Here is a 26,161-nt window from a genome sequence, read left to right on the forward strand (position 1 = left end):
AGGCTGGTCAGTAGGGGATAACGATGGCGGCTAGCTAATTTATTTGAATATCTGTGTATATATACAGTATAATTTGATGCAATAATTAGGTTTGATTTTTAATTGCCGTGCCCGTCCGTTGGGGCGCCATTCCACAGTCAAGGATTTTTCATGGACGATAAAAACAGCAAAGCAGTGGCCTCGGAACGTTCCAAAGCGCTGGCCGCCGCTCTGTCGCAAATCGAAAAGCAGTTCGGCAAGGGCTCGATCATGCGTTATGGCGACGACAACGTCGAGCATGACATCCAGGTGGTCTCCACGGGTTCGCTGGGTCTGGACATTGCTTTGGGCGTCGGTGGTCTGCCACGTGGTCGCGTTATTGAGATTTACGGCCCGGAGTCCTCGGGTAAAACCACGCTGACCCTGCAAGTCATTGCAGAAATGCAAAAGCTCAAAGGCACATGTGCCTTTATTGATGCCGAGCACGCGCTGGACGTGCAATACGCTCAAAAGCTGGGCGTGAACCTGGGCGATCTGCTGATCTCCCAGCCCGATACCGGCGAGCAGGCTCTGGAAATTACCGAAGCCCTGGTGCGTTCGGGTTCGGTAGACCTGATCGTTATTGACTCGGTTGCCGCCCTGACTCCCAAGGCTGAAATCGAAGGCGATATGGGCGATTCCTTGCCCGGTCTGCAAGCTCGTCTGATGAGCCAAGCCCTGCGTAAATTGACGGCGACCATCAAGCGCGCCAATTGCATGGTTATCTTCATTAACCAGATTCGTATGAAGATTGGCGTCATGTTCGGCAACCCTGAAACCACCACGGGTGGTAACGCACTGAAGTTTTACTCCTCTGTGCGTCTGGATATCCGCCGTATCGGTTCCATCAAGCGTGGCGACGAAATGGTGGGTAACGAAACCCGCGTCAAAGTGGTCAAGAACAAGGTTGCGCCTCCCTTCAAGCAAACCGAATTCGACATCATGTACGGCAGCGGTATTTCCCGCGAAGGCGAGATTATCGATCTGGGCGTCCAAACCGGTGTGGTCGACAAGGCCGGTGCCTGGTATAGCTACGATGGCAACCGCATTGGCCAAGGTAAGGACAATGTGCGTGAATTCCTGAAAGAGCGCCCCGAACTGGCCCGTGAAATCGAAAACAAGGTGCGTGAAAAACTGGGCGTTGCCCTGATGAGCGCTGCTGTCAGCCGCCCAGCCGCTGCTCCTGTGGTTGATCCGGCCGGGGGAGAAGTCTGATTTTTCCCCCAGAGTTCGATGATGATCCCTTTGAGACAGACCCGGAGGAAATCCGGGAGCGTAAACAAGCTCAAAGGGAACGCATTGCTGCGCTTTCTGCCCGGCCCACACGGGCGGGCAGAAACGTAGAAGAAAGCTCGGGTGAGGATGCTCCGGCTGCGGAAAAGAAAGCCCCGCCCAAACGGCCGGGGCTGTCTCTTAAAGCCAGAGCCTTGAACTTTTTATCCCGACGCGAATACTCGCGCCTGGAATTGGGCCGCCGACTGGCCCCTCATGCAGAAAGTGCTGAAGAAGTGGAAGCCTTGCTCGACGCTTTGGTTGAACAGAAATGGCTGTCCAACGAGCGCTTTGCGCATAGTGTCGTCAACCGCCGTGCCTCGCGTGTGGGCACCCGGGTCATTCTGCAAGAACTGCGCCAGCATGGCGTGGATGTAGAGCAGACTGAAATTATCAAAGAAGAATTGATGGCGACCGAGCTGGAACGGGCCAAGCAAGTGTGGGGCAAGAAGTTCAGTGCGCCACCAGATGATCCCCGCAGTTACGCTAAACAATATCGCTTCATGGCCAGCCGCGGCTTCTCGGGCCGTATCTTGCAGCAAATATTGGGTGACTGGGAAGACGATCCGGCTTGAATTTCTTCTTTCGTTTGCAGTGCTGCGGTATGTAGTGCCCCTGGCTTGTAATACTGACGCCCTCAAAAAAGGCGGGTGCGTTCGAATTGAATCACACTCGCCTGTGCGTTCCCTCTATTTATAGAGTGGCTCAAGCGTTTTGCCATGCCTTGGTTAACGAGTTCAAGGCTGCGCCGCCACAATCCCTTGCAGGCTCTTGAAGCAGGTCTCGCGTGCCTGTGCCAAAAAGGCCTGCACATAATCCGCCTGTAAATCCTCACTGCGTACTGTGGCGTAAAGCGTGCGCCAGATGCCGTGCTCTCCCAAGCGGCAAGTGCGAATGGAGGCCGGGTTCAGAAACTCCGTCAAAGCCCAGTTCGGTAAAGCCGTCACGCCGCGTTGGCTGGCGACCAGTTGCACGATCATGGGCGTCAGCTCGGCCTGCCGAATAGCAGCGGGTTCTACATCGGCAGGCGTCAGGAACTGCGTGAAAATATCCAGGCGATTGCGTTCCACCGGGTAGGTGATGAGGACCTGATCCGTCAATTGGAAAGGTTCGACGTAGCGGTATTGCGACAAGGGGTGCTGGTTGGAGACAGCCAGCACCAGCTCATAGCGAAACAGGGGCTCGTAGTGGACGGCGGGATTGTCCTGTGGGTCCGAGGTAATCACCACATCCAGATCCCCTCGCAGCAAGGCGGGCAAGGGCGCAAAAGAAAACGCCGCACTCAAGTCCAGCGTGACATCAGGCCATTGCTGCCTGAAGGCGTCCAGCGCGGGCATCAACCATTGAAAGCAGGAGTGGCAATCAATCGCCACATGCAGACGACCCGTACGTCCGGCGGCAAGCCGTTGCAGGTCGCGTTCGGTAGCACGCACACGCGGCAAAATGTCATCGGCCAGAACCAGAATGCGCAAGGCAGCCGTGGTCAGGCGGGCAGGGCGGGTGCGCCGGTTCAGCAATTGCACTTGCAGCCGCACTTCCAGATCGCGTAGCTGGTGGGAGAGGGCGGACTGCGTGACATGCAGGCGCTCGGCGGCTTCCTGCAGACTGCCACTGTCCCGAATGGCGGTCAGAGTCTCTAGATGACGAATTTCAAGCATATTGAGGAAAACTCATAAATAGCATGGTGTATTTGATTTTTTTTCAAGTAATTATACAGGCACAATGGTTCCCAAGCGCCTGATACGGGCCTCCTATTTCTAATTTATGGGCTTACTATGACTATTATTCATAATCTGGGTTTCCCCCGTATGGGTGAGCAGCGCGAACTGAAGCGCTCTTTGGAAGCCTATTGGGCCGGTCAGCTAAGCCAGCAAGAGCTTTTGGATACCGGCAAAGCCCTGCGCGCCCGGCATTGGGATTTGCAAAACAAGGCTGGCCTGGACACCGTGCCTGTGGGTGACTTTGCCTGGTATGACCAGATTCTGGAGTGGAGCACCTTGCTGGGGGCCGTTCCCGCACGGTTCGGCCAGGCCGACAATGCGCCCGTATCTTTGGATACCTTGTTTCGCATGGCGCGTGGCCGTGCGCCTAGCGGTAGGCCGGCCGCCGCTTGTGAAATGACCAAGTGGTTCGATACGAATTACCACTACATCGTCCCTGAGTTCACGCCCGGCCAGAGCTTCCGGATTGCCCGTGAATGCTTGTTTGAGCAGGTTGACGAAGCCCAGGCTTTGGGACACAAGGTCAAGCCTGTCATTCCCGGCCCGCTGACCTGGTTGTGGCTGGGCAAGGGCGACGCGTATGAAGGTCTGGCTGATGTGGGCAAGCTCGCTTTGCTGGATGCCTTGTTGCCCGTTTATGAACAAGTGCTGGCCCGTTTCAAAGCTCAGGGTGTGGAGTGGGTGCAGATTGATGAACCTGTTCTGGTTCTGGATTTGCCTCAAGAGTGGCAGGACGCCTTCCGCCGCGTCTATCAAGATTTGAACCAATCCGGTTTGAAGCTGCTGCTGGCGACCTATTTTGATGATCTGCACGAAAATGTCACGGTCTTGAAAGACTTGCCCATTGCGGGTGTGCATGTGGACGCTGTGCGCGCCCCGGCTGCTTTACAGGCGGTGCAAGCGGTATTGGGGCAAGACCAGGTGCTGTCTGCCGGTGTCATCTCGGGGCGTGATATTTGGCGTACTGATCTGGAAAAAACACTGCAAACCCTGGAGCCCTTGAAAGCGGCGTTGGGCGAGCGATTGTGGATTGCGCCATCCTGCTCGCTCCTGCATGTGCCCATGGATGTACAAAGTGAAACTGGCCTGGATGCGGAGTTAAAGAGCTGGCTGTCTTTCGCTGTGCAGAAATTGGACGAATTGAAGCTCTTGCAAGGATTGCTGGATGGCACTTTGGATGAAGCGGGGCAGCAGGCGGTTCAAGCGCAACAAGCCGCGTTGAGAGCGCGCCGTGAGTCCAGGCGCACACACAATCCTGCCGTACAAGCTCAGATGGCCAAAATTGACCAGCTCAAGCGTCAACGTACGCCATTTTTCCAGCGTATTCAGGCCCAGCGCAATAAGCTGAATTTGCCTGCTTTTCCCACCACCACGATTGGCTCGTTCCCCCAGACCACGGAAATTCGCACAGCCCGTCGCGATTGGCGCGGTGGTGCTCTCAGTGATGCAGCTTATGAAAAAGCCATGCAGGCTGAAATCGAGCAGGTCATCCGTTTTCAGGAACGCGTTGGACTGGATGTTCTGGTACATGGAGAGGCCGAACGCAACGATATGGTGGAGTATTTTGGTGAGCTGCTGGGCGGTTTTGCCTTTACACAAAATGGCTGGGTGCAAAGCTACGGTTCACGTTGTGTGAAGCCGCCGATTATCTTTGGTGATGTGTTGCGTTTGGCACCCATGAGCGTGGCCTGGTCTTCCTATGCCCAGTCCTTGACCGAGCGACCCGTCAAAGGCATGTTGACTGGGCCGGTGACGATGCTGCAATGGTCTTTTGTTCGTGACGACCAGCCGCGTGCGGATACCTGCCGTCAGTTGGCCTTGGCGCTGCGGGACGAGGTCTCCGATCTGGAGCAAGCTGGGATTCATGTCATTCAACTGGATGAACCGGCCTTTCGCGAAGGCTTGCCGCTACGTCAAGGCGACTGGCAGGCGTATCTGGATTGGGCCGTGGATTGTTTCCGCCTGTCTACCAGCGCGGTCTCGGATGAAACGCAGATCCACACGCATATGTGCTATTCGGAGTTCAACGACATCATGCAGTCCATTGCTGATATGGACGCGGATGTAATCACAATTGAAACCTCGCGCTCCAATATGCTCTTGCTGGATGTCTTCGAAAACTTCGAGTACCCCAACCATATCGGCCCTGGCGTCTACGACATTCACTCTCCCAACGTGCCTGACAAGGACTGGATGGTGGGCTTGATGGGGGAGGCGGCCAAGCGTCTGCCCGCCGACCGTTTGTGGGTAAATCCGGACTGCGGTTTGAAGACACGGGGCTGGGCTGAGACCGAAGCTTCCTTGCTGGCCATGGTGGATGCAGCCAAAGCATTGCGGGCGGCTGCCTGATTTAGTGCAGGCATGAAATAAACCGCCTGAATGGAATGTCAGAGCAGGGCACATCCCACCTTGTTCCCGGATTTTCCAGGCAGAACGAAAACGACCGCCTGACGGGCGGTCGTTTTTTTCATGCAAATTTGGTATACCGTAGTATCGACGCCGCGTAGACCCTGTGTTTTGCCCGCTTTGGATACGCTTGCTGATTATGTAAGTGGCTGATACGGAACATACGAGGTGCGTTATACTTGATCGGTTTCAATCTTGCCGCCTCGTCCATATCAATGCCTTTACCCCCGCCGTCCGTCGCCCGTGAACCGATGCATACACGTACCATCACGGTACAGTCGTTTGCGCGGGAAGATGGCCTCTGGGACCTGGAGGCCTCGCTGCTGGATGTGAAGTCCTACGACTTTCCCATACGCAATGGCCAGACCCACAAGGCAGGTGATCCCGTCCACTTGATGCACCTGCGTGTCACCATCGATAGCAGCTTCGAGATTGTGGATGCGGTGGCGGTCTACGATGCGGCCCCCTATCAGGACAACTGTTCGTCCATTTCGGACGCCTACCGGAAATTGGTGGGCCTGAATTTGCTCAAGCAGTTTCGTCAGGGTGTCAAAGAGCGCTTTGGGCGCTCGGCTGGCTGTACGCACATGAGCGAGTTGGCGCAGGTGTTGCCAACCACCGCGGTACAGACCATGGCCGGACGACGTCGCAGCAGTGGGGAATCAGAAATCTATCGCACCGATAAGCAGCCTTTCCACCTGGATGGCTGTCATGCCTTGCGTTTGAGCGGTCCCGTGGTTGAGGAGTTTTATCCTGTCTGGTTTCGACCCAAAGTCACCGACGGGATGGATTAGTTTTTTGTTTTAGTCAGGTCTCGGGCTCAGGCCTTGGGTTCCTGCCTTCTTTTTTTATTGTGTTTTTAGACTGACAGGTATCACATGAAAATTCACGAATATCAGGGCAAAGCACTGCTTAAGCAGTTTGGCGTTGCCGTGCCACGCGGAATTCCTGCCTTCTCCGTCGATGAAGCGGTTGCAGCTGCGCAGGAGCTGGGTGGCTCTGTGTGGGTTGTCAAAGCCCAGATTCACGCCGGTGGCCGTGGCAAGGGCGGTGGCGTCAAGCTGGCTCGCTCGATGGACGAAGTGCGTCAACTGGCCTCGGAAATCCTGGGCATGCAGCTGATCACTCACCAAACTGGTCCTGAAGGCCAGAAAGTGGGTCGCCTGCTGATCGAGGAAGGCGCGGACATCAAGAAGGAATACTACGTCGGTATCGTTACCGACCGTGCTACCCAGCGCGTGGCCGTGATGGCTTCCAGCGAAGGCGGCATGGAAATTGAAGAAGTGGCCGAGCGTGACCCTGATGCCATTCTGAAAGAATTCGTGGACCCAGCCCTTGGTCTGACCAACGAGCAAGCCACCAAGCTGGCTCGCGGTATTGGCGTTCCTGACGCTTCCATCGAGAAAGCCGTTGCGGAATTCCAGAAGCTGTACAAGTGCTACACCGAAACCGACGCTGAACTGGCCGAGATCAACCCTCTGATCCTGACCGGCTCGGGCGACATCATCGCTTTGGACGCCAAGTTCAACTTTGATGGCAACGCTTTGTTCCGTCACCCCGATATCGTGGCTTTCCGTGACCTGGCTGAAGAAGATCCTGCTGAAGTTGAAGCCAGCAAATACGATCTGGCCTACATCCAGCTGGACGGCAACATCGGCTGCCTGGTGAACGGTGCCGGTCTGGCCATGGCGACCATGGACACCATCAAGCTGTTTGGCGGCGAGCCTGCCAACTTCCTGGACGTGGGCGGTGGCGCTACGGCCGAAAAAGTTACTGAAGCCTTCAAGATCATGTTGGCCAACAAGGGCGTCAAAGCCATTCTGGTTAACATCTTCGGCGGCATCATGCGCTGCGACGTGATCGCTGAAGGCGTGATCGCTGCGTGCAAGGCCGTCAACCTGAACGTGCCTCTGGTGGTACGCATGAAGGGTACCAACGAAGAGCTGGGCAAGAAAATGCTGGCCGATTCCGGTCTGCCCATCATCAGTGCTGACACCATGGCCGAAGCGGCGACTGCTGTTGTCGCTGCCGCCAAGTAAGAAAAGGTTGAGGATTAGCAAATGTCGATTCTGATCAATAAAGACACCAAAGTCATCACGCAAGGGATCACCGGCAAGACCGGCCAGTTCCACACTCGCATGTGCCGTGAATACGGTAACGGCATGGAAGCCTTTGTGGCTGGCGTGAACCCCAAGCGTGCTGGTGAGGATTTCGAAGGTGTACCTATCTACGCCTCCGTGTCCGACGCCAAGGCTGAAACCGGCGCGACCGTGTCGGTTATTTACGTTCCACCCGCAGGTGCTGCGGCTGCCATCTGGGAAGCGGTTGAAGCTGACCTGGACCTGGTTATCTGCATTACCGAAGGCATCCCTGTTCGCGATATGCTGGAAGTTCGCAACCGCATGCGCGCTGAAAACCGCAAAACCTTGCTGCTGGGCCCGAACTGCCCCGGTCTGATCACTCCTGACGAGCTGAAGATCGGTATCATGCCCGGCCACATTCACCGCAAGGGCCGCATCGGTGTGGTCAGCCGCTCCGGTACGCTGACATACGAAGCCGTTGCTCAAGTAACCGAACTGGGCCTGGGTCAATCCTCGGCTGTGGGTATCGGTGGCGACCCAATCAACGGTTTGAAGCACATCGACGTACTGAAGATGTTCAACGACGATCCTGATACCGATGCCGTTATCATGATTGGCGAGATCGGCGGTCCAGACGAAGTCAACGCGGCTTTGTGGGCTAAAGACAATATGACCAAGCCCGTTGTTGGCTTTATCGCTGGTGTGACAGCGCCTCCCGGAAAACGCATGGGTCACGCTGGTGCCCTGATCTCCGGTGGTGCCGACACGGCCGACGCCAAGCTGGAAGTGATGGAAGCTTGCGGTATTCGTACCACTCGCAACCCATCCGAAATGGGCAAGCTGCTCAAGGAAGTGCTGTAAAAATGTAGTACCGGGGCCCGCTTTGGCGGGCTCTTTGTCTGGCTGCCATGAGCAGCCGGGCAAGATTGGCCAGCCGGTTTCGTCAAGAAAAACACCACAACCCGGCGCATTCCTTCCCGAATCTGGCCAGCCTGATCATGCTGAAACGAATCAAGTAAGAAAAAGAAGCCCCCATCTTGCACAGGCTAGAATTAGTTTGCTGCTTTCAGGGGCATTGTTGTCTTGGGACGGCCTGGCGACAAAAAAAGAATATTTGTCCAGCGGCTGGGAAGAGAGCTAACGTTTAGCAACACGGGAACGAAATGATTGAATTCCTTCAAACCCTGCATTGGGGTTCACTGTTTCAAATTGTACTGATTGATATTTTGCTGGGTGGCGACAATGCTGTCGTCATCGCACTTGCCTGTCGCAACCTGCCCAAGCAGCAGCGTATGCAAGGCATTTTGTGGGGTACCGCAGGCGCGATTATCTTGCGCGTCGTGTTGATTTTCTTTGCCTTGACCTTGCTGGATCTGCCATTCCTGAAAGTGGTGGGCGGTCTTTTGCTCATGTGGATAGGCATCAAGCTGCTGATGCCCGACGATGATGCACACGGCAATATCCAAGGGGGCGGAACGATCTGGGCGGCTGTCAAAACCATTATCATCGCGGACTTCGTGATGAGCCTGGATAACGTGATCGCCATTGCGGGTGCCGCGCAGAACGCGCATCTGGATCACCAGTTGGGCTATGTGATCTTTGGTTTATTGTTAAGTGTCCCCATTATTGTCTGGGGAAGTACCCTGGTCCTGAAACTGATTGACCGTTTCCCCGTTGTTGTCACCCTGGGTGGTGCCTTGTTGGGCTGGATTGCAGGCGGCATGCTGGTCACGGACAAGATTGTGGAAAATCAATTTGGCGTGCAGCCCCAGCCTGTTAAACTCGGGGTCGAGATAGTTTGTGCCTTATTAGTGGTGGCGCTGGGCAAATGGCTGGCGCACCGTAAAGGTTCTACCAAGGAAGCATAGTTCTATGGCAATTTTTAAATCCTCCGACGCCAAAGGTCAGGAAAGCGGTCTGTCCCTGCTGCAAGGCTTAGGGATCCTGGCCATTATCGGTATTGTTGCAGCAGCCATCGTGCGCTACTTCGCTGCATGACCGCTGTGGCTTCTACTCCTCAGGAATTGGTGATTGCCACTCGTGCCAGTCAACTGGCCTTGTGGCAAGCCAAGCATGTACGCGACCGTTTGCAGCAGCTGTACCCGCAGTGCAAGGTGTCCTTGCTGGAAATGACCACCCGTGGCGACCAGATTCTGGATCGTACGCTGTCCAAAGTGGGTGGCAAGGGCCTGTTTGTCAAAGAGCTGGAAACCGCCTTGCTCGATGGCCGTGCCCATCTGGCTGTGCACTCCCTGAAAGACGTGCCGGTGGTGTTGCCCGAGTCCTTTGATCTGCCCATCATCATGGAACGGGACGATCCACGCGATGCTTTTGTTTCCAATACTTATCCCAATCTTGCGGCTCTACCTGCGGGTGCCATCGTAGGCACGTCCAGTTTGCGCCGCGAGTCCCAGATTCGTGAGCGCTACCCACATCTGGACATTCGTCCCTTGCGGGGCAATGTGCAGACACGTTTGTCCAAGCTGGATCGGGGCGATTACGACGCCATCATTCTGGCTTCGGCCGGTTTGCGCCGTCTGGAATTGGCCGAGCGTATCCGCGATTACATCTCGATTGAAGACAGCTTGCCTGCCGCCGGGCAGGGGGCTTTGGGCATCGAGATCCTGAAAACCCGTACCGATGTGGCTCAATGGCTGGCGCCTTTGGCGCATGCCACCAGCCATGTATGTGCGTTGGCCGAACGTGCGGTATCGCGCGCTTTGGGCGGCTCCTGTCAGGTACCTTTGGCCGCCTATGCCACGCTGGATGGTGACGAACTGAAACTAAGTGGTCTGGTGGCCGAGCCTGATGGTTCCACGGTTTACCGTGCCCAGATCCAAGGCGCCGCTAAAGATGCGGAAGAGCTGGGTCTGTCGCTGGCAGAGGATCTGAAGCAGCAAGGTGCTCAAGCCATTCTGGATCGTTTGCTTACGGAACAGCCTGCAGAAGGCGAGTAAAGCGGCATGAACCTGCCCTGTGTCTTGCTGACCCGCCCCGCGGGACGGAACGAAACCCTGTCGGCCGCTCTGGCCGCGCAGGGTTTTTCTTCCTTGGTGTTGCCTGCTTTGAAGCTGGAGGCTCAAAACCTGTCCGAAGAGCAATGGCAAGACCCCCAGGATTTTGATCTGGTGCTCTTTGTGAGCAGCAGTGCGGTCAATTTCTACTTTGCGGCCTTGCAGGCGCGCGGTCAACGCTGGCCTGACAAGGTATTGCTGGCTGCCGTTGGTTTTGCCACCGCGGCCTGTCTGCGCGCCCAGCAGGGCGTGTCCCCAGAAGCCGTACTTCACCCTGCAAGCGCTGATTCCTTGCAGGATTCAGAGGCCTTGTGGACGGTGCTGGAACCCCGACTCGCACAACTTGAGCGGGTTCTGATTGTGCGCGGCCATAGCGGTCGTGAATGGTTGGGACAGCAGCTGGAGAGTCACGGTATTCAGGTTCAGCGTCTGGCTATTTACCAGCGTAGCCCTGCCCAGTGGAGCGCGGAGCAGGGCCGTCAACTTCGTGACAGTTTGCAGGCAGGCCGCCTGGCTGTTTTGCTCAGCAGCTCCCAAAGTGCCGATGCGATATTTGCCAATGCACAAAGCCTGGGTTTACTGGATGTTTGGGCGCGATGCGCCTATGTGGTCATTCATCCGCGTATTGAAGAACATTTACAGTCCTTATTGTTGCAGGCTGGAATCGCAGCGCCACCAATGGTAAAAAGGTGTACGCCAGACGATGATGACATTGTCGCTGCCTTGATGGCGGTGCTCTCGCGCGATTAGCCTCACACGGATTACAATCTTGCCATGAACGATAAAACAGAGAACGCATCCGCAAGCGAACCGGAGACTCCGATTTCCAGCCCAGCCAGTACAACGGCTTCTCGTCCGTACTCCGAACCCAAAGACAGCACCACTGCGCCGCAAAAGCGTAAAAGTGGCGCGGGTCCGGCTTATGCTTTGACGGCTGTTGTTGTAGTGCTGGCCGCTGCCGGTCTGTGGTACCAGAACTCATTGCTGGAAAAGCACAAGGCCGAGCTGCAAGCCCAGTTGGCAACCAATATCAACACCACGGAGCAGGCGCGCCAAACCGCCCAGCAGGCCTTGGCATTGGCACAGCGTCAATCTGACAAGCTCGCCCAGCTGGAAAAGTCCTTTAACGATTCCACCGAACAGTTTCATGATCTGAGCCAAGCTTTCCAGACCATGACAGACAGCGGCTCGGAATTGGTGCTGCTGAATGATATTGATCACCTGGCCACGATTGCGCAGCAACAGCTGATGCTGGGTGGCAATGTGGCCAATGCCATCGTTTCTCTGGAAGCCGCCCAGGCGCAGTTGGCGCGTGCCAATCGCGTAGGTTTGGCCTCCTTGCAACAAACACTGAATGGTGATCTGGAGCGTCTGCGTGCCGCGGCCACCGTTGATGTGGCTTCTTTGTCGCGTCAGCTGGACACCTTGTCGCGTTACGTGTCGGAAGCGCCTTTGCTGGTGCCCGACGACGTTGCGGGTGGTGCGAATACCGAAGCCCTGGACTTGTCGTCCGAGGCAGCAGCAGCGCCTGCCGACTTGCCTGACGACGCCCCTTGGTGGGAACGCAGCTGGAATACGGTGGAGCAGTGGGGTAGCAGCGCCTGGCGCTCTGTCAGCCACGATCTGGGACAGTTTGTCTCCATCCGTCGTGTCGACGATGCCGCCGCCTTGCTGATGTCGCCCGATCAGGCCGCTCGCCTGCGTGAAAACCTGCGTCTGCGCATTATGGCGGCACAGCTGGCCATGATGATGAACCAGTCTGCTGTCTGGCAGACCGAGCTGAATGCGGTGGCGACGGCTCTGGAAAAACGTTTTGATACGCAGTCGAATCAGGTTCAACAGGCCTTGCGCCTGACCCGTCAGTTGCAAGACACCCGCATCGGTGCGCGTTTGCCTACGGTGAATAACACCTTGGCAGCCATTGAAAGCTTGCGTCAGGCGCAGGCCGGTCGCAATCAGGACAATGCCGACGACACCACGACCGAACAGGGTGGCACGGACCACATCCTGTCCGATCCTCCTCAGTCCACGGAGCCTGACAGCCAGGAGGAGTCTGCTGCTCCTGCGGCCGAACAGACTGAGTCTGGCATTCCCGCTCAAACCGGGATGGAACAGCCTGCTCAGGCGCAGGGGTAAGGTATGCGTACTTGGTTTTGGACTCTCATCTTATTTATCGCTGCGGTCGCCCTGGCGCTGGTCTTGCGCGAACACGCTGGTAATGTCTACTTGGTCACGCCGCATTATCTGGCGCGTGCCTCGCTGACCTACGTTGTGCTGTGCACTCTGGGTCTGTTCATCGTTCTGTACGTGCTTCTGCGTCTGCTGGCCTGGTTCAGCGATGGCCCGGAGCGTTTTCGCCTGTGGCGTGGTCGTCGTGCTCAACGCCGCGACCAAACGTTGCTGGAAACAGGCTGGATCAGCATTCTGGAAGGCCGTTACGAGCAAGCTGAAAAAGACATGATGAAGCTGATGAGCAAAACCCGCTCTCAGTCCAGCAAAGTTGTGGCAGGTTTGGCTGCGGCTCGTGCTGCGCATTACCAGGGTCAGATTGCCCAACGTGACGAAGCCTTGGCTGCGGCTCGTGCCGCCGCGGGCGATGATGCACGCTTGAAAGAAGCCAGCGCCGTGGCGTCGGCCGAGCTGTACCTGGATCAGAACCGTACCGAAGAAGCCATCGAACTGCTGCAGGATTTGCAGGACGCCAGCTCGCGTCACTTGCATGCCACTCGTTTGTTGCTGCGTGCCTATCGCCAGCAAGGCAATGCCGAACGCGTTTACGAATTGACCCGTTTGCTGGTGCGCCGCAGTGGCATCGAGCGTCAAGAGGCGCTGAGTCACATTGAATTTGCTGCTGCCGCTCGCCTGCGTGCCGGGGGTGTTGAACAGTTCAAGGCCTTGTGGTCGGATCTGAAGTCCGAAGAGAAAATCTTGCCCGGCGTAGCGCTGGAAGCTGCCCTGATTCAAGAGCGTGAAGGCAATTACGAAGACGCCGGTCGTATTCTGGAACCAGCCATTGCTGCCAGCTTTGACAGCCGCTTGCTGGAAGCCTACGCCCAGTGCCCACCTGAATATGTCGGCCGTCGTTTGGCCAAGGCCGAAGAGTGGTTGCGTAGCCAACCCAATAATCCGGTTTTGCTGTCCACCTTGGGCCATCTGTGCCTGACCAGCCAGTTGTGGGGGCAGGGCGAGCATTACCTGCTGCGCAGCCTGAAAATCCAGGGCGATCTGCGCAATCACGCTTTGCTGGGCAATCTGTACGATAGCCTGGGTCGACACGACGAAGCTGTTTCCTACTGGCGCAAAGCCGCCTCCATGGCCGGTACCTTGCCGATTCTGGCGGTCAGTACGGCTTTGCCAGCCGCGGACACGCGTCACGACCCCAGCCATACCGATGCAGACAGCCTGCCATCGCAGAATGACGACGATCTGCCGCATTACACCTATGCGGCCAGCGTCGTGGCCGAGGACCTGCCCGATCAAGGCCGTCCCTTGCCTGTCGTGGCCGAGCCCGTCCCGCCCGCTGCCACGCCTTCGCAGGACAGCTTGAGCTCCTCTTCGGATCTGGATGATTACTTTGATACGGCTCCCATTCCAGGGGTCGATCTCTCTCAAACTTCGGATCGTCCTCGACGCTCCAACGATTAATTTCTTTTATTTTTAAAGGTTTGCACGAATGAGCCTCGCCCAAATACCAGCTGGCAAAAAACTGCCTGACGAGATCAACGTAGTCATCGAAATCCCCATGAACTCGGACCCCGTCAAATACGAGGTTGACGAGAACGGCGTGGTTTTTGTGGACCGCTTCATGCTGACCGCCATGCATTACCCCTGCAACTACGGCTACGTTCCACAAACCATTTCGGACGATGGCGACCCGGTTGACGTGCTGGTGATTGCTCCTTTCCCAATCCAGATCGGTGCCGTGATTCCTTGCCGTCCTATCGGCGTGCTGCACATGGACGACGAAGCAGGTGGCGATGCCAAACTGCTGGCTGTACCTACCGACAAGCTGTATCCTCTGTACCGCAACGTGAAGTCGCCTGAAGATCTGCAGCCTGAAGAGCTGGAGCGCATCAAGCACTTTTTCGAGCACTACAAAGACATCGAAAAAGGTAAATGGGTCAAGGTCAAGGGCTGGGACGGTATCGAAGCTGCCAAGAAAGAACTGGTAGATGGTGCCAAGCGCTTTGCTGACGGCCAGGCAAAATGAATACCGTCATCCCCACGCCAGCTGTTGCGGCACTGAACGTACAGGACAGTGAGCAGGTTTTTCCTGTACGCCGCATTTATTGCGTCGGCCGCAATTATGTCGAGCATGCGCAGGAAATGGGTTTTACTGGTCGCGAAGATCCTTTCTTCTTCTGCAAACCGGCAGACTCCATCTTGAATGTGGTGCCCGGCGAAGTCTGCGACATGCCTTATCCCTCCCGCACCCAGGATCTGCATCACGAGATCGAACTCGTCGTGGCTTTGTCCAAGGGCGGGCGTGATCTGACCGTGGAGCAGGCTGCTGAATGTGTGTGGGGATACGCGGTGGGTCTGGACATGACCCGTCGGGATTTGCAGACGCAAGCCAAAAAAGCCGGTCGTCCCTGGGAAGTGGGCAAAGCCTTTGACCACTCTGCACCGACTGGTCCTCTGGTGCCACGTAGCCGTATTGGCGAGCTGTCCCAAGGTGCCATCACCCTGGACGTCAACGGCGAGCGTCGCCAGACCGGCGATTTGAATCAGCTGATCTGGAATGTGGCTGAGTCCATCGCCTATCTGTCGGGCCTGTTCGAGTTGGTTCCAGGCGACATCATCTTCACGGGAACCCCTGCCGGTGTCGGTTCGGTGGAACGTGGTGATGTGATGCACGGGGCGATCGACGGTCTGGGCAGCATAGACGTGCGCCTGGTCTGATCTGTATTTGTTTGAGGAAAAACCCGCCTGATGGCGGGTTTTTTTATGCTTACGGGTTTAACACTAGTAGCTGGACAAGCCTATCTAGCTCGGTTTTTGCGAATATTCTGGCCCGCTGCCAAGGGGCAGACTGTGAACTGACTTTTGGGAGATTCCAATGAGACAGTTCATCAGGCGGCAGCGCGGCCAGGGCATGGTCGAGTATTTGATTATTGTGGCTTTGGTCGCGGTGGCGGCCATTGCTGTTTACCAGTCCTTCGGTCAGGTGATTCGTAACCAGACCGCGGCTATGGCCAAGGAACTGGCGGGCGAGGATGGCTCCGAGCAGACTCAACAAGCCCAATCTGCGGCTTCTGCGGCAGCCGCTCAAGGCAGTGCCAAGAGCCTCAAATCCTTTACGGGCAATGCGCAATGAGGCAGCCCGATCATCATCAAGACGGGGTTGCGTTGGCCTGGGGCCTGATTGCGCTGGCGCTCCTTTCTGTCGCCTGGGGCGGCTATTTTCACGTGAACCAGATTGCCGAGCAGCAAGGGCGCTTGTCCCTGGTGCTGGATGCCGCTGCCTATGGTGCCGCCACCGAGCAGGCGCGTACTTTGAATCTGCTGGCTTATATCAACCGGGCGCAGCTGGGGCATCAATTGGCCTTGGGGCATTTATTGACCTTGGCAACCTGGGACAGGGCCGCGCAAACTCAGTCCGGGCAAGCACGCCGGGCGAATCCGCCTGCGCATTTGGTCGCCATGATGTTTGGCCCCGCACATGGATTGGCCTATACCCAGGCGAGTTCGGCTGGAGACAATCAACAGGCTTTGGAGCAGGCTTTTGAATCCCATCAGCGTTTGATTCATGACGTGCTGGCGCAGGCACAGCAGCAATTGGTAGAGGGCTTGCCGCAACGGCGACAAGCCATTATTCAAGCGACCTTGGACGGTAGTTTGCCGGATTGGCCCGCCCAGGCCATTCGCTGGCAGCTTGAGCAGGACAGTTGGCCGTTGTTCCTGTCGCTGCAATCCGGACGAGCGCAGTGGCAGTCGGGTTTGCGGCACCTGGTTTCCTTGTACGGGTTTCTGGCCCCACGGGATTACGAGGCTCGCTCTTATCCCGGTGTAGATCGACGTTGTCCCTTGTGGCAGCATCGTTTGCGTCGCGCTGGTCGTACTGAGTTTGATCGCTCGGGCCGCTGGCATTCCAACGATACGCAGTCCATGCATATGGTGCGTTCCAACCGTTGGATAGGCTGTTATTTCCGAGAATATGCCATGGCGTGGGCCTTGCAAACGCCTGCGCATGCGTCGGGGATTGATGCGCCGGATGACTTTTCCGGGCAGAGCTTCTGGAAGTGGGCGCTGGAGCAGGGCAATGGCTCCTTGCTATCGGCTCAAGGCAATACCGTAGCGCACTCCTGGGCGCGGCGAGACGCCAGACCCTGGGGGCAACGGCCGTGGGTAGACGGGTATGCCTTGTCAGATCCCGAGCAAAGTGCTGGCCCTGATCTGGTACTGAGCTTGCAGGCCCAAGGCCATTTGGGGCAGACCGTTCATACACGGGCGGCAGCTCAATCGTTTTTCTCCCTGCCGCCGGTTAGTGCTGATTCTGGGGCGGATGTGGAGCCCAGCCTGTTTCTGCCTTTCTGGCAGGCACGGCTGATGGACGCAGGGGGCCGCCGATTATGAACACGCGACAAAAAGGGATGGCACTGGTCGAGGCCTGCTTGCTGGGTGTGGTGTTGGGTTTGATGGTGATGGCGGGGCGCTGGCTGATGCAGCAGCAGTATCGCTTGCAGCAAATGCAGCAAAGCATGCATTTGAGCCTGTTCATGCACGATGCTCATGGCAAGCCGGTTTCAGCAGTGATTAGCCCTGTTCAGGAAGCCGCACCAGCCTATTTTTTGGAATCCCCGATAGCGACAGCCCAGTCCTTGCAATGGGAGCTTTTGAGTTTGCGTAGTGGATTCTGGGCGGCACAGTCGCATGTTGCCATTCCGTGGCCGCGCTGGCTGGCGGGTCTGCCCACCAAGACTCAATTGCAGCGTCAATCCCGGCTGTGGGCGGCGGCAGGACAGGCTGCCAGTACCCAGCAGACTCGTCAGCGCTTGGAGAGCAGTACGACTGCTTGGGATGAGGCAGTGGCATCAAGTCGGCCTGCTGCCAGAGAAACAGTACGGCATGCTGGGCCTATGGACGCGGCCTGGAGACGGACGCCAGCTGATTTGGACTGGTTGAGCCGGTGGCAGGACTATGTGCCGGATCATGGCCCCAAGGAGCAGCCATGAGACAGCTGCTTGCCTTGCTCTTGCTGCTTTTGTTGATGTTCAGCCCTGTGCCGGCCACAACGCGGCCCTTGCTTCCACCTTTGCAAGACTCCCAAGTTCAGTGGGATCAAGTGCAAACGGCACAGACCGATGTTGGGCCTGTGTATAGCTGGGGTCTGAGCACAGACCTGGATGCGCAGACCTTGGCTTCTCGTTTGGAGACCTTCTGTGGTGCCCATTACGGGGCCATCAGAGTGGAGGAGCAATGGGTGTTTCTGCGTGCCAGAGATGGCAGGAACTGCGTTTTGTGGCTGGAGGACATTCAGGCTCCAGTCTTGTCGGGTTTGTTAAGCGTTTCCGAGCCAAGTCAGGCCGTTTTCCCCTCATCTCTTAGGTCTGCGGCACCCATTGCCGGTGCTGTCTTGTGGCAACACGAGCAGCCAGGGCAGGTGCAAAGCTGGTTGTTGATAGCCGAGCCGGGATGGCAAGCGGATTTGCATCGCAAGGACTGGGGGGCGGAGGCGGGCGAGCGTTATTGGCGCAAAGGCCCAGCCGAGTTGGATGTGATGGAACTGGAGCATGAACAGCAGCGCTACTTGCTCTTGATCTGCCGTGCTTGTGAAAAGGAGGCCTCATGATTCGGGCAAAACTCTTGTGGCTATGTCGTCATCCCAGTGCAGGGTTTGGTCTATTGGCTTTGCTGGCTGGTTTGATGGCAGCCGGGACCAGCAGTCGCTATCTGGATCGGCAGGAAGAGGCTCTGCGGCAGGCGGCGCATCGTGTGCAGTTGGATAGGGTAGTAGCCGCGTCCAGTCTGGCAGCGGGAACGGTGCTGCAAGCAGAGCATCTGGCCGCCCGTGCTTTTCCTGCTGAACTGGTGCCCAGTGACAGCTGGGATGTGGCGCAGTTTGAAAATCTATTAGGGCAAGTTTTGAGTCAGCCGTTACGGGCAGGAGACTTGATCAGCAAGGCGCACGTGCAGGAAGTCAGCAGTCCGTTTTCTGAGCAACTGCTATCTGGCAGGCGTGCGCTGACTATGCCAGTGGATGCAATCAGTTCGGTATCGGGTCTGATTCGGCCTGGGGACTTGATTGATATTTATGTCAGCTTTGACGACAGGCAGCGGCGGGTAACGGCTCCCTTGTTGCAGTCTGTGCTTGTCTTGGCAACGGGGCAAAAGTCAGGTGAAGGCTCGGCTACGGCCCGAGTGGATAAGGATGCCTATAACACCTTGACGCTGGATGTAGGCCCGGACGATGCCTTGAAGTTGCTGGCGGCCAGACAACATGGACGCATCAGTGCCTTGCTGCGCAATCCGGATGACCATACGCCCCATCAGGCTGCCGTGCGGGGCGAACTGGCTGACATTCTGGGACTGGGGCCGGGTGCAAGCCCCAAACAGCCTGTACAGGTTTTGTACGGCAATAGACCTGCAGGGCAGCTTGGGCAGGCAGACGTGGAACGCCTGGGTTGGCTGGATATGCCGGACAGTTTTTCTATGGGGCAGCAGCCATGAGCACCAATCGCTATTGGCCCAGGCGGGCTGCTGTGAGCTTGCTGTCTGGTGCTCTGTTTGGTGCTAGCCTGCAAAGCCAGGCTCAAGGCCTGGGGCTGCAAGTGGGCGAGTTGATGGTTTTGCCTGATACGCAGGTGGAGCGGGTGGCGGTGGGAGACGGCGATATTGTTCATGCCGTCACCACGGAATCGGGTGAGCTGATTCTATTTGCACGCAAGACGGGCAGCACGGTGGTGCAAGTCTGGTCCCATTCGGGGCAAAGCCAGTCCTACCAAGTTGAGGTGTCACCAGAAAACCATAGGCAAACCTTGGCGGAGCTACGAAGTTTGCTGGAGCGTATTCCCGAGCTACGTATCAGCGAGTTGGGCGGCAAGCTGGTACTGGAAGGAGAGGGCTTGAGTGATCAGGACAAGCAACGCATTCAGGCGTTAAGCCAGGAGCATCCTCAACTGCTGGATTTCACGCAGCAGGATGGGTGGGAGCCTATGGTCTTGCTGGATGTACAGGTCGTCGAGGTGCCGCGTAACAGCCTGCGGGAGTTGGGTGTCCGTTGGGACGGCAGCTCCCAGGGCGGTTTGAGTATGGGCGGTGCCTGGGATGCGGCCACTCATCAGTTTCTGGACAGGCCGGGTGAAGCGGTCCTGCCTTTGGCATTCCCTGCCAAGCAGGGGGCGGCGTTCTTTGGCGTTGGTGCCTTGATGTCTGCTCGTGTTCAGGCCATGGCTCAGGAAGGGCATGCGGTGGTGCTGGCGCAGCCGCAGCTACTGGCACGCAGTGGTTCTCAAGCCGAGTTTCTGGCCGGGGGTGAATTGCCTTACACCACCACGGACGATAAGGGAAACAGCAAGACCAGTTTCAAGCCTTACGGTGTGTCGCTGCGCATTGTGCCGCGAGTCGAGCGTGGTGGGCTGGTGCGCTCGCAGATCGAAGTGGAGGTTAGTTCTGTTGATGCCAGCTTGTCCCAACCTGCGGGACCGTCTTTGAAAACCCGGCGAGCCTCGACCGAGTTCAATGTGCGCTCAGGGCAAACGCTGGTGCTGGCCGGATTTATCTCGCGTGAAGAATCCCGGCATGTGGATCGTCTGCCGGGGCTGGCCAGTTTGCCCGTGTTGGGCGCCTTGTTTCGTTCCGAGCGCTTTGCCCGACAGGAAACGGAACTGGCGGTATTTGTTACGCCGACTTTGGTGGCGGCAGAGCATCCTGATTTGCTGGCTCGGCAGGCGAATGCTGCCCAGTGGCTGGACCAGACTTTTCCCGATGCCCCACGTTTGAACACCCCCGTGCGTGCTCTCCCCAAGGAGGCAGGGCGAAGAGTCTGGTCGCAATGGGTAGAACCCGATAGTGAGGTGTTTCGTGTTGAACCTTGAACTTGAGTCGGAGCTGGGGACGACGCGCCCCTGCACAGTCAGTCTGCCGGCCTTGATAGGACGTGACCCTGCCTGTGATGTTGTTCTGCCATCCTGGCGTATCGCGCGCCAGCACGCCAGCCTGTTGGAACGGGCGGGGGCGGTGTACATCCAGGATCACGGCTCGTTGACGGGCGTGCAGCTCAACGGCAAACGGGTTTATGACGACGGGCCCTTGCGCTTGGGCGATGTGCTGGTGTTGGGTGGGTTCAAGTTGCGAATTGCTGGTTTTGGGCAGAAGGCGCAACCCCGAATTGATATGGCCGTTTCGGACTTGGGGAATCGACCGGAAACCTCAATGCCACAATCGTTTGCGATGGAGGAACCGCGAAAGGCAGCACAAAGTGGACAAGGCTCTTTCACTTCAGGGCAAGCAGATGTTCCGATATCCGACAGTGAACTGTTCAGGCAAGAACAACAACGCCTGCATCAAGCCTTGTTGAGTGCGTTGGAGTTGGAGCGCCGGGATCTCTCCCGCGTCACAGACAAACAGTTGGAGCAGGAAGCCTTTGATTGCCTGGGGCGCCTGATCCAGGCCCAATGTGCTGTCCCCAAGCATGAACAGACCAGACTGCAAGCCAGTGTCTGCGCCGAGGCGGTGGGTTTGGGACCTCTGGAACCCTTGTTGGCCGATAGCTCAGTCTCGGAAATTATGGTCAATCATTATGACCGGGTGTTTGTTGAGCAGGCGGGGCGGCTTCAAGCCCATCCTCTGGTGTTCAGCAGCGAGTCGGCCTTGCGGGCGATTATTGACCGCATCCTGGCTCCCTTGGGTAGACGGCTGGATATCAGCTCGCCCGCAGTGGATGGTCGCTTGGCCGACGGCTCGCGTTTCCATGCCGTACTGTCGCCCATTGCGGTCAAGGGAACCTGCGTGACCATACGCAAGTTCCCCAAACGACGCCTGGGGCTGGAGGATCTCTTGCAGACGGGCAGTTTGTCGCCGGAGATGGCCGCTTTTCTGCAACAGGCGGTGCAGCGACGCTGCAATATTCTGGTCTCGGGCGGAACCGGTACGGGCAAAACCACCTTGCTGAATGTGCTCAGCACCTGCATTGATTCTGGCGAACGAATCGTGACCTTGGAAGACGCGGCCGAGTTGCAGTTGCAGCACAGCAATTGGGTGGCCTTGGAGTCACGGCCCGCGAATGCAGAAGGTCAGGGGCAGGTGGATATACGGAGCCTGTTGCGACAAGCCTTGCGAATGAGGCCAGACCGCATCGTGGTGGGAGAGTGCCGAGGCGCGGAAGCTTTCGATATGTTGTCGGCCATGAATACCGGCCATGAAGGATCGATGGGGACTTTGCATGCGAATACGCCTCGCGATGCCTTGTCCCGCCTGGAAGGGATGGTGTTGATGGCAGGTCTGGATTTGCCTTTGCTGGTTGTGCGAGAGCATATTGCGCGGGCTTTGCACATTATTGTGCAGCTTAGCCGCCTGCCCGATGGCAAGCGTTTGGTGCACGAGATTGTGGAGGTGACCGGCATCGAGGCGCAGCGTATTCAACTGCAAACCTTGTACAGCTATCGCCCGGAGTTTGGCTTTGCTGCCAGTGGCTTGCGGTCCGAGCATGCCCCTCCTGCAGAGGGGCAAGCATGAGATTTTTAAGTATTTTGCTGATTGTCTTGGGTACCAGCGCTTTGGCGTATGTGTTGCTGCGTTCAGGACAGCGTCTTGCCACGCGCTATAGACAGCAATTGCTTAAGCAATCCGAGCAAAGCTTGCAGTCGCATTTTGTCTTTGTGCGTAGCCAGTATCTGGCTTTTGGAGCCTGGGCTTTATTGCCCCTGATCTTTCTGACGGCTTGGTGGTTGATGCAGTCGTTTTGGCTGGCTGCGATGGTGGTCTTGCTGGCGGCAGTAACGCCTTTAGTGCTTCTGCGCCGGATGGCACGCCGACGACTGGAAATGCTACGACGACAACTGCCGGACTTTGTGCTGTCGTTGGCCTTGAGCCTGCAAGCAGGTTTGGCCTTGCAAGCGGCTTTGCAGCAGTTGTCTCAATCCTTGCCAGCACCCTTGGGGCAAGAGTTGCGTTTGCTCTTGCGCCAGCAGCGCTTGGGGTTGAATGCCAAGGACTCGTATCAGGACCTTCTGGGCCGAGTGCCGGTGGCAGAGCTGGCCATGCTGTTCAGTGCCTTGCAGATGGGCCAGAGCACGGGGGCGGGGCTGGGGGAACGCTTGAAGATACTGGCCCAAACCATTCGGGCACGTCTGACTATCGAAGACAAGATTGTTGCCTTGACCGCGCAGGCCCGTTTGCAGGCACGAATCATGTTCTGCTTGCCGGGTTTCGTGGCGGGAGCTTTATATCTTCTGGATGCCACGGCATTTGAGCAAGCCTGGTTCAACACATTGGGCGTCTGGGTGGCGGGAGCGCTAGTAGCCATGCTGCTGATGGGGCTGTGGTGGATGCAAGTGATTCTGCGAGGGGAGGGGTGAGTATGCTCGCACTGATCTGGATGCTCTCTGCCTTGAGTGCGGCCTTGTTCCTGATTGCGTTCTTTTGGGCTTGGCGCGGCCGTTATCTGCTTTTGCTACAGGGAGGTAGCAGTTTGGGGCAGGCAGCCTGGCAGGCTTGGGAAGCCCCGTTTTCCAGAGTCCTGAATCTCTGCCTGTCCCTGCCTTTTGTACATGAGTGGCCGGAACGATTGTGGGGTTCGTATGCCAAGGAGGTACGGAGGTTTTTAAGCAAACGTGTGGCCCTGACTGCATTGCTCACAAGCCTTGTTAGTGCTTTTTTGTTGACTCAGGGGGCTTCATTGATGGAGCTTGCAGGGCTGGCGGTGACAGGTCTCTTTCTTAGTGTATTGCAAGCTATCTCAAGGGGAAGAAAGTTGCAGCGTCAGCATCATTCCCGTTGCCGCCGGGACCTGCCATTCTTTCTGGACCTGCTGGTGCTGGCTGTCGAATCCGGGCTGGGCTTGCAGCAGGCCTGGGCGCGTGCAACGCAGGCGCTACCGCAAGGAAGTCTGCTGATCAGCTTGAACAAGGTACAGGGCGAAGTTCGAGCAGGACGGCGTTTGCCGCAGGCGATGCGCAATGTCGCTTTAAGCTTCAGGCAGGCAGAATTGGAGGAGTTGGCCTTGTCCTTGGAGCTGGCGCAGGACACGGGTTTGTCCTTGGCCTTGTTGCTGCGCGCTCAAGCAGAAAAACTGCGTAGTCATTTGCACCTGGAAGCCGAGCAAAGAGCTCTCAAGCTGCCTGTCTATCTACTGGCCCCTTTGGTCGTGTGCATTTTTCCCTGCACGTTCTTGGTGATTGCGATGAGTCTGTTAGGCCCTTGGCTGGCAGGAGGAGGCTAGGGAGATGTCCATATCAGTACTGATCAAACAGCCGCCGCAGCAGGCGCAACCACAGCCCCTGTATTTATTCGACGCCCATACTTTCTGGGCCCGTTGGCGCGGCTGGAAGGCATTGCCACAGAACAAGGGTTTCGCAACCGCCGTGTGGCTGCGGCCTTGCAGAGCGGTTCATCTATGGGGAGTGCGTCAGGCGCTGGATATCTGCTTTCTGGATGAAAGCGATCAGCCTTTGAGGTTTTGTCCGGCAGTATCGCCAGGGGTGGTACGGTGGCACAGAAAGGCCAGATCGGTGCTGGAGGCACCGCTCGGCTATCTGTCCGGGCCTGAGCTGTTTTCGACTTGGGCCGCCGCCCTGCAGGAAATACGTCAAACAGGGAGCGGGGTATGGTTGGGCTGGGCTTAGCCTTGCTCGGTATTGCGCATCGGATCACCAAACACGCTGCGGTAAGCCGGGTAGAAGCTGGCGTACAGGATGGCAGCCATCGCCAGATTGATAGGCGTCAGCACCATGGTGGCCGTGCCTGGGCTTAAACCTGCACCCAGCAGCAATTCGCCCAGGGTCTGGATGGCGAAGAAAGCAGCCGCCCAGCACAGGCCGTACAGCAGGAAGGCGGCCTTGTTGCGCCAGCAAGCCACCATGGAAAAGAACAGGGCTTGCTTGACGGGGATGGCATGCCAGCCTACCAGGGCCGGAGCGTGCCAGAACAGGGCGGACAGGCCCAGGTACAGTACGAAGAACAAAATGATGGGCTTGCGAAAGGCTGCCATGACTTCCTGCGGAGTGGCATTGCTGTTGTCCATTAGCTGGGACAGCTCATTCACAAAGGGGAAAGTCGCCACAAAGCCCACGACCAGGCAGGCCAGCAGGTAAATAAAGCCCAGCTTGATCAGCCGGTTGCGTACCGGGGCAGGCTTCAAGGGCTCGGTCCACATGCCCAGGCGCATGACCTCTCCTTGATGAATGCGACGACAGGCATTCTGGATGATGAAGGTCATGGTCGGGACCAGCACGATCAGCACCATCTGGCCCACGATAGGGAAAATATTGCTCAGGTTGATCAGGATGGAGGTGATCAGGCTCCAGAAGAACACAGCAGCCGGTTGCCGCTTGAACAAGCGCAATCCTTCCTGAATCCAGTACCACCCGTAAAGAAAGGGGAGCTTGGCAGCTTGCATGTCAGTATCCGTATTTATCGAGGGAGCGCCGGTACAGCATGGTCGCGACGCTGGCGCAGCACACGCTCAAAGTGCCGCGGGTCGTGCGGCTTCAGAGTTTGAGCGGGGCGGGGCAGATAAAAGTCGTACAGGCGCGAGATCCAGAAGCGCAGCGCGGCGGCCTGGATCAGTATAGGCCAGGCGCTGTGTTCGGCTTCGGTAAAGGGGCGCACCTGGGCGTAGGATTCCAGCCAGGCCTGGGCTTTTTCCAGATTCAGGGCACCGCTCAGGCGGTCGATACACCAGTCGTTCACGGCCACGGCCACGTCAAACAGCCAGGTGTCGCAACCGGCAAAGTAAAAGTCGATGATGCCGCCCATCTGGGGCGCTTCGGAGGTGCCGGCAAACAGCACGTTGTCGCGGAACAGGTCGCAGTGGGCCGGGCCTTGAGGCAAGGAGCGATAGGTGTCGCTGTCGGCAAAGCTGCTTTGTTCTTGCAGAACGGTCTGGATCAGCTCGGACTGGCTCGCATCCAGGAAAGGCAGAACCTGGGGAACGGTGGCTTGCCACCAGCTCAGGCCGCGCAGATTGGGTTGCTCCAGGGGAAAGTCCTGAGCGGCCAGGTGAGCCTGGGCCTGGGTGCGGGCGATCTGGCGGCAGTGTTCAACCGTAGGCTCGGGCTCGTAACCACCACGCAGGCGCGTCACAATCGAGCAAGGCTTGCCGTGCATGACACAGATGCGTTTGCCATCGCGGCGGGTCATGGGCTCGGGCACCGGCACACCTTTGGCGGCCAGGTGGTGCATCAGCTCGATGTAGAAGGGCAGTTGGTCCAGCGTCAGGACTTCAAACAACGTCAGAACGTACTCGCCCTGGGTGGTGCTCAGAAAGTAATTGGTGTTTTCAATGCCGGCGGTAATGCCACGTAAGGAAACAAATTCGCCAATTGTGTATTGTTCCAGCAGTTCGCGGGCGTCAAGTTCGCTGACAGAAGTAAAAACAGCCATGCTTTCAGTGAGGGTCCGGTTGTTGGCGCACTATCAGGCGCGCAAGTATGTCAAACGGCCGATTTTAGACCAGTGCGCCCGCTTTTTGGAGCCTTGCGGCGATTTA

27 protein-coding genes are annotated in these 26,161 nt (G+C 57.3%); 24 read left to right on the forward strand and 3 right to left on the reverse strand.

Annotated elements, in window-relative coordinates; all coding sequences use genetic code 11:
• Positions 1-150 precede the first annotated feature (150 nt).
• Together recA and recX are read left to right on the forward strand one after the other, a co-directional pair.
• Positions 151-1,233 carry a recombinase RecA gene (recA, locus tag Q9R35_RS03325; protein WP_311219332.1) on the forward strand — a complete coding sequence of 361 codons (1,083 nt, stop codon included), beginning with the start codon at positions 151-153 and terminating at the stop codon, positions 1,231-1,233.
• Positions 1,234-1,316: 83 nt separating this feature from the next.
• On the forward strand, positions 1,317-1,865 hold the full coding sequence (gene recX, locus Q9R35_RS03330; RefSeq protein WP_269848168.1) for a recombination regulator RecX: 549 nt from the start codon (positions 1,317-1,319) through the stop codon (positions 1,863-1,865).
• A 162-nt stretch (positions 1,866-2,027) separates the two neighbouring features.
• Here recX and Q9R35_RS03335 read toward each other — a convergent pair whose 3' ends face one another.
• Positions 2,028-2,948: a LysR family transcriptional regulator gene (locus tag Q9R35_RS03335; protein ID WP_042481121.1), complete on the reverse strand. Its 921-nt coding sequence runs from the start codon at positions 2,946-2,948 to the stop codon at positions 2,028-2,030.
• Between the two features lie 117 nt (positions 2,949-3,065).
• Between Q9R35_RS03335 and metE the strand changes: the two genes are divergently transcribed.
• The 22 genes from metE to Q9R35_RS03445 all read left to right on the forward strand — a co-directional run bounded on the left by metE (position 3,066) and on the right by Q9R35_RS03445 (position 23,893).
• A complete protein-coding gene (metE, locus tag Q9R35_RS03340; protein WP_311219333.1) occupies positions 3,066-5,360 on the forward strand; it encodes a 5-methyltetrahydropteroyltriglutamate--homocysteine S-methyltransferase in 2,295 nt (764 codons plus the stop codon).
• 272 nt (positions 5,361-5,632) lie between these two features.
• Positions 5,633-6,211 (forward strand): DUF2889 domain-containing protein, encoded by a 579-nt coding sequence (locus tag Q9R35_RS03345; protein WP_042481115.1) that lies wholly within the window; start codon positions 5,633-5,635, stop codon positions 6,209-6,211.
• An 84-nt stretch (positions 6,212-6,295) separates the two neighbouring features.
• Entirely contained in the window at positions 6,296-7,456 is a 1,161-nt protein-coding gene (gene sucC, locus Q9R35_RS03350) for an ADP-forming succinate--CoA ligase subunit beta (RefSeq protein WP_042481113.1), read from the forward strand.
• A gap of 21 nt (positions 7,457-7,477) precedes the next feature.
• Positions 7,478-8,359 carry a succinate--CoA ligase subunit alpha gene (gene sucD, locus Q9R35_RS03355; protein WP_009461784.1) on the forward strand — a complete coding sequence of 294 codons (882 nt, stop codon included), beginning with the start codon at positions 7,478-7,480 and terminating at the stop codon, positions 8,357-8,359.
• A 22-nt stretch (positions 8,360-8,381) separates the two neighbouring features.
• Complete coding sequence (locus tag Q9R35_RS03360) at positions 8,382-8,639, forward strand: hypothetical protein (protein WP_311219334.1); 258 nt, start codon at positions 8,382-8,384, stop codon at positions 8,637-8,639.
• Positions 8,640-8,661: 22 nt separating this feature from the next.
• Entirely contained in the window at positions 8,662-9,366 is a 705-nt protein-coding gene (locus Q9R35_RS03365) for a TerC family protein (RefSeq protein WP_045930013.1), read from the forward strand.
• A gap of 4 nt (positions 9,367-9,370) precedes the next feature.
• A complete protein-coding gene (locus tag Q9R35_RS03370; protein WP_003799533.1) occupies positions 9,371-9,496 on the forward strand; it encodes a hypothetical protein in 126 nt (41 codons plus the stop codon).
• Positions 9,493-10,455: a hydroxymethylbilane synthase gene (gene hemC, locus Q9R35_RS03375; protein ID WP_042481104.1), complete on the forward strand. Its 963-nt coding sequence runs from the start codon at positions 9,493-9,495 to the stop codon at positions 10,453-10,455. Before Q9R35_RS03370 ends, hemC begins: the two co-directional genes overlap by 4 nt.
• Positions 10,456-10,461: 6 nt before the next feature.
• Positions 10,462-11,262 carry a uroporphyrinogen-III synthase gene (locus Q9R35_RS03380; RefSeq protein WP_042481101.1) on the forward strand — a complete coding sequence of 267 codons (801 nt, stop codon included), beginning with the start codon at positions 10,462-10,464 and terminating at the stop codon, positions 11,260-11,262.
• Positions 11,263-11,286: 24 nt separating this feature from the next.
• Complete coding sequence (locus tag Q9R35_RS03385; protein ID WP_311219335.1) at positions 11,287-12,648, forward strand: uroporphyrinogen-III C-methyltransferase; 1,362 nt, start codon at positions 11,287-11,289, stop codon at positions 12,646-12,648.
• A 3-nt stretch (positions 12,649-12,651) separates the two neighbouring features.
• Entirely contained in the window at positions 12,652-14,157 is a 1,506-nt protein-coding gene (locus Q9R35_RS03390) for a heme biosynthesis HemY N-terminal domain-containing protein (protein ID WP_045930009.1), read from the forward strand.
• Between the two features lie 28 nt (positions 14,158-14,185).
• Complete coding sequence (gene ppa / locus Q9R35_RS03395) at positions 14,186-14,722, forward strand: inorganic diphosphatase (RefSeq protein WP_042481091.1); 537 nt, start codon at positions 14,186-14,188, stop codon at positions 14,720-14,722.
• Complete coding sequence (locus tag Q9R35_RS03400; RefSeq protein ID WP_162090458.1) at positions 14,719-15,414, forward strand: fumarylacetoacetate hydrolase family protein; 696 nt, start codon at positions 14,719-14,721, stop codon at positions 15,412-15,414. The genes ppa and Q9R35_RS03400 overlap by 4 nt, the downstream gene beginning before the upstream one ends.
• Before the next feature lie 157 nt (positions 15,415-15,571).
• Positions 15,572-15,829, forward strand: coding sequence for a hypothetical protein (locus Q9R35_RS03405; protein ID WP_009462197.1), 258 nt, complete (start codon positions 15,572-15,574; stop codon positions 15,827-15,829).
• On the forward strand, positions 15,826-17,088 hold the full coding sequence (locus Q9R35_RS03410) for a hypothetical protein (RefSeq protein WP_252605096.1): 1,263 nt from the start codon (positions 15,826-15,828) through the stop codon (positions 17,086-17,088). Before Q9R35_RS03405 ends, Q9R35_RS03410 begins: the two co-directional genes overlap by 4 nt.
• Positions 17,085-17,687, forward strand: a complete 603-nt coding sequence (locus Q9R35_RS03415; RefSeq protein ID WP_063690496.1) for a hypothetical protein — start codon at positions 17,085-17,087, stop codon at positions 17,685-17,687. The genes Q9R35_RS03410 and Q9R35_RS03415 overlap by 4 nt, the downstream gene beginning before the upstream one ends.
• Positions 17,684-18,304 (forward strand): hypothetical protein, encoded by a 621-nt coding sequence (locus Q9R35_RS03420; RefSeq protein ID WP_042481077.1) that lies wholly within the window; start codon positions 17,684-17,686, stop codon positions 18,302-18,304. The genes Q9R35_RS03415 and Q9R35_RS03420 overlap by 4 nt, the downstream gene beginning before the upstream one ends.
• On the forward strand, positions 18,301-19,182 hold the full coding sequence (cpaB, locus tag Q9R35_RS03425; RefSeq protein ID WP_086068476.1) for a Flp pilus assembly protein CpaB: 882 nt from the start codon (positions 18,301-18,303) through the stop codon (positions 19,180-19,182). The genes Q9R35_RS03420 and cpaB overlap by 4 nt, the downstream gene beginning before the upstream one ends.
• Positions 19,179-20,549 carry a type II and III secretion system protein family protein gene (locus Q9R35_RS03430; protein ID WP_321302511.1) on the forward strand — a complete coding sequence of 457 codons (1,371 nt, stop codon included), beginning with the start codon at positions 19,179-19,181 and terminating at the stop codon, positions 20,547-20,549. Before cpaB ends, Q9R35_RS03430 begins: the two co-directional genes overlap by 4 nt.
• The gene (locus tag Q9R35_RS03435; RefSeq protein WP_063690902.1) at positions 20,539-22,188 is read left to right on the forward strand and encodes an ATPase, T2SS/T4P/T4SS family; all 1,650 of its coding nucleotides are present in this window, start codon (positions 20,539-20,541) and stop codon (positions 22,186-22,188) included. Before Q9R35_RS03430 ends, Q9R35_RS03435 begins: the two co-directional genes overlap by 11 nt.
• Positions 22,185-23,030 (forward strand): type II secretion system F family protein, encoded by an 846-nt coding sequence (locus Q9R35_RS03440; protein ID WP_063690493.1) that lies wholly within the window; start codon positions 22,185-22,187, stop codon positions 23,028-23,030. The genes Q9R35_RS03435 and Q9R35_RS03440 overlap by 4 nt, the downstream gene beginning before the upstream one ends.
• Positions 23,031-23,425: 395 nt before the next feature.
• A complete protein-coding gene (locus tag Q9R35_RS03445; RefSeq protein WP_231691447.1) occupies positions 23,426-23,893 on the forward strand; it encodes a type II secretion system F family protein in 468 nt (155 codons plus the stop codon).
• Between the two features lie 399 nt (positions 23,894-24,292).
• Here Q9R35_RS03445 and Q9R35_RS03450 read toward each other — a convergent pair whose 3' ends face one another.
• Both Q9R35_RS03450 and Q9R35_RS03455 read right to left on the reverse strand, forming a co-directional pair.
• Positions 24,293-25,069, reverse strand: a complete 777-nt coding sequence (locus tag Q9R35_RS03450; protein WP_311219336.1) for a BPSS1780 family membrane protein — start codon at positions 25,067-25,069, stop codon at positions 24,293-24,295.
• Positions 25,070-25,083: 14 nt separating this feature from the next.
• Positions 25,084-26,055 (reverse strand): homoserine kinase, encoded by a 972-nt coding sequence (locus Q9R35_RS03455; protein ID WP_042481060.1) that lies wholly within the window; start codon positions 26,053-26,055, stop codon positions 25,084-25,086.
• Positions 26,056-26,161 lie beyond the last annotated feature (106 nt).

The organism is Alcaligenes sp. AB3, assembly GCF_031844565.1.
In the GTDB taxonomy this organism is placed as follows: Bacteria; Pseudomonadota; Gammaproteobacteria; order Burkholderiales; family Burkholderiaceae_B; genus Alcaligenes; species Alcaligenes faecalis.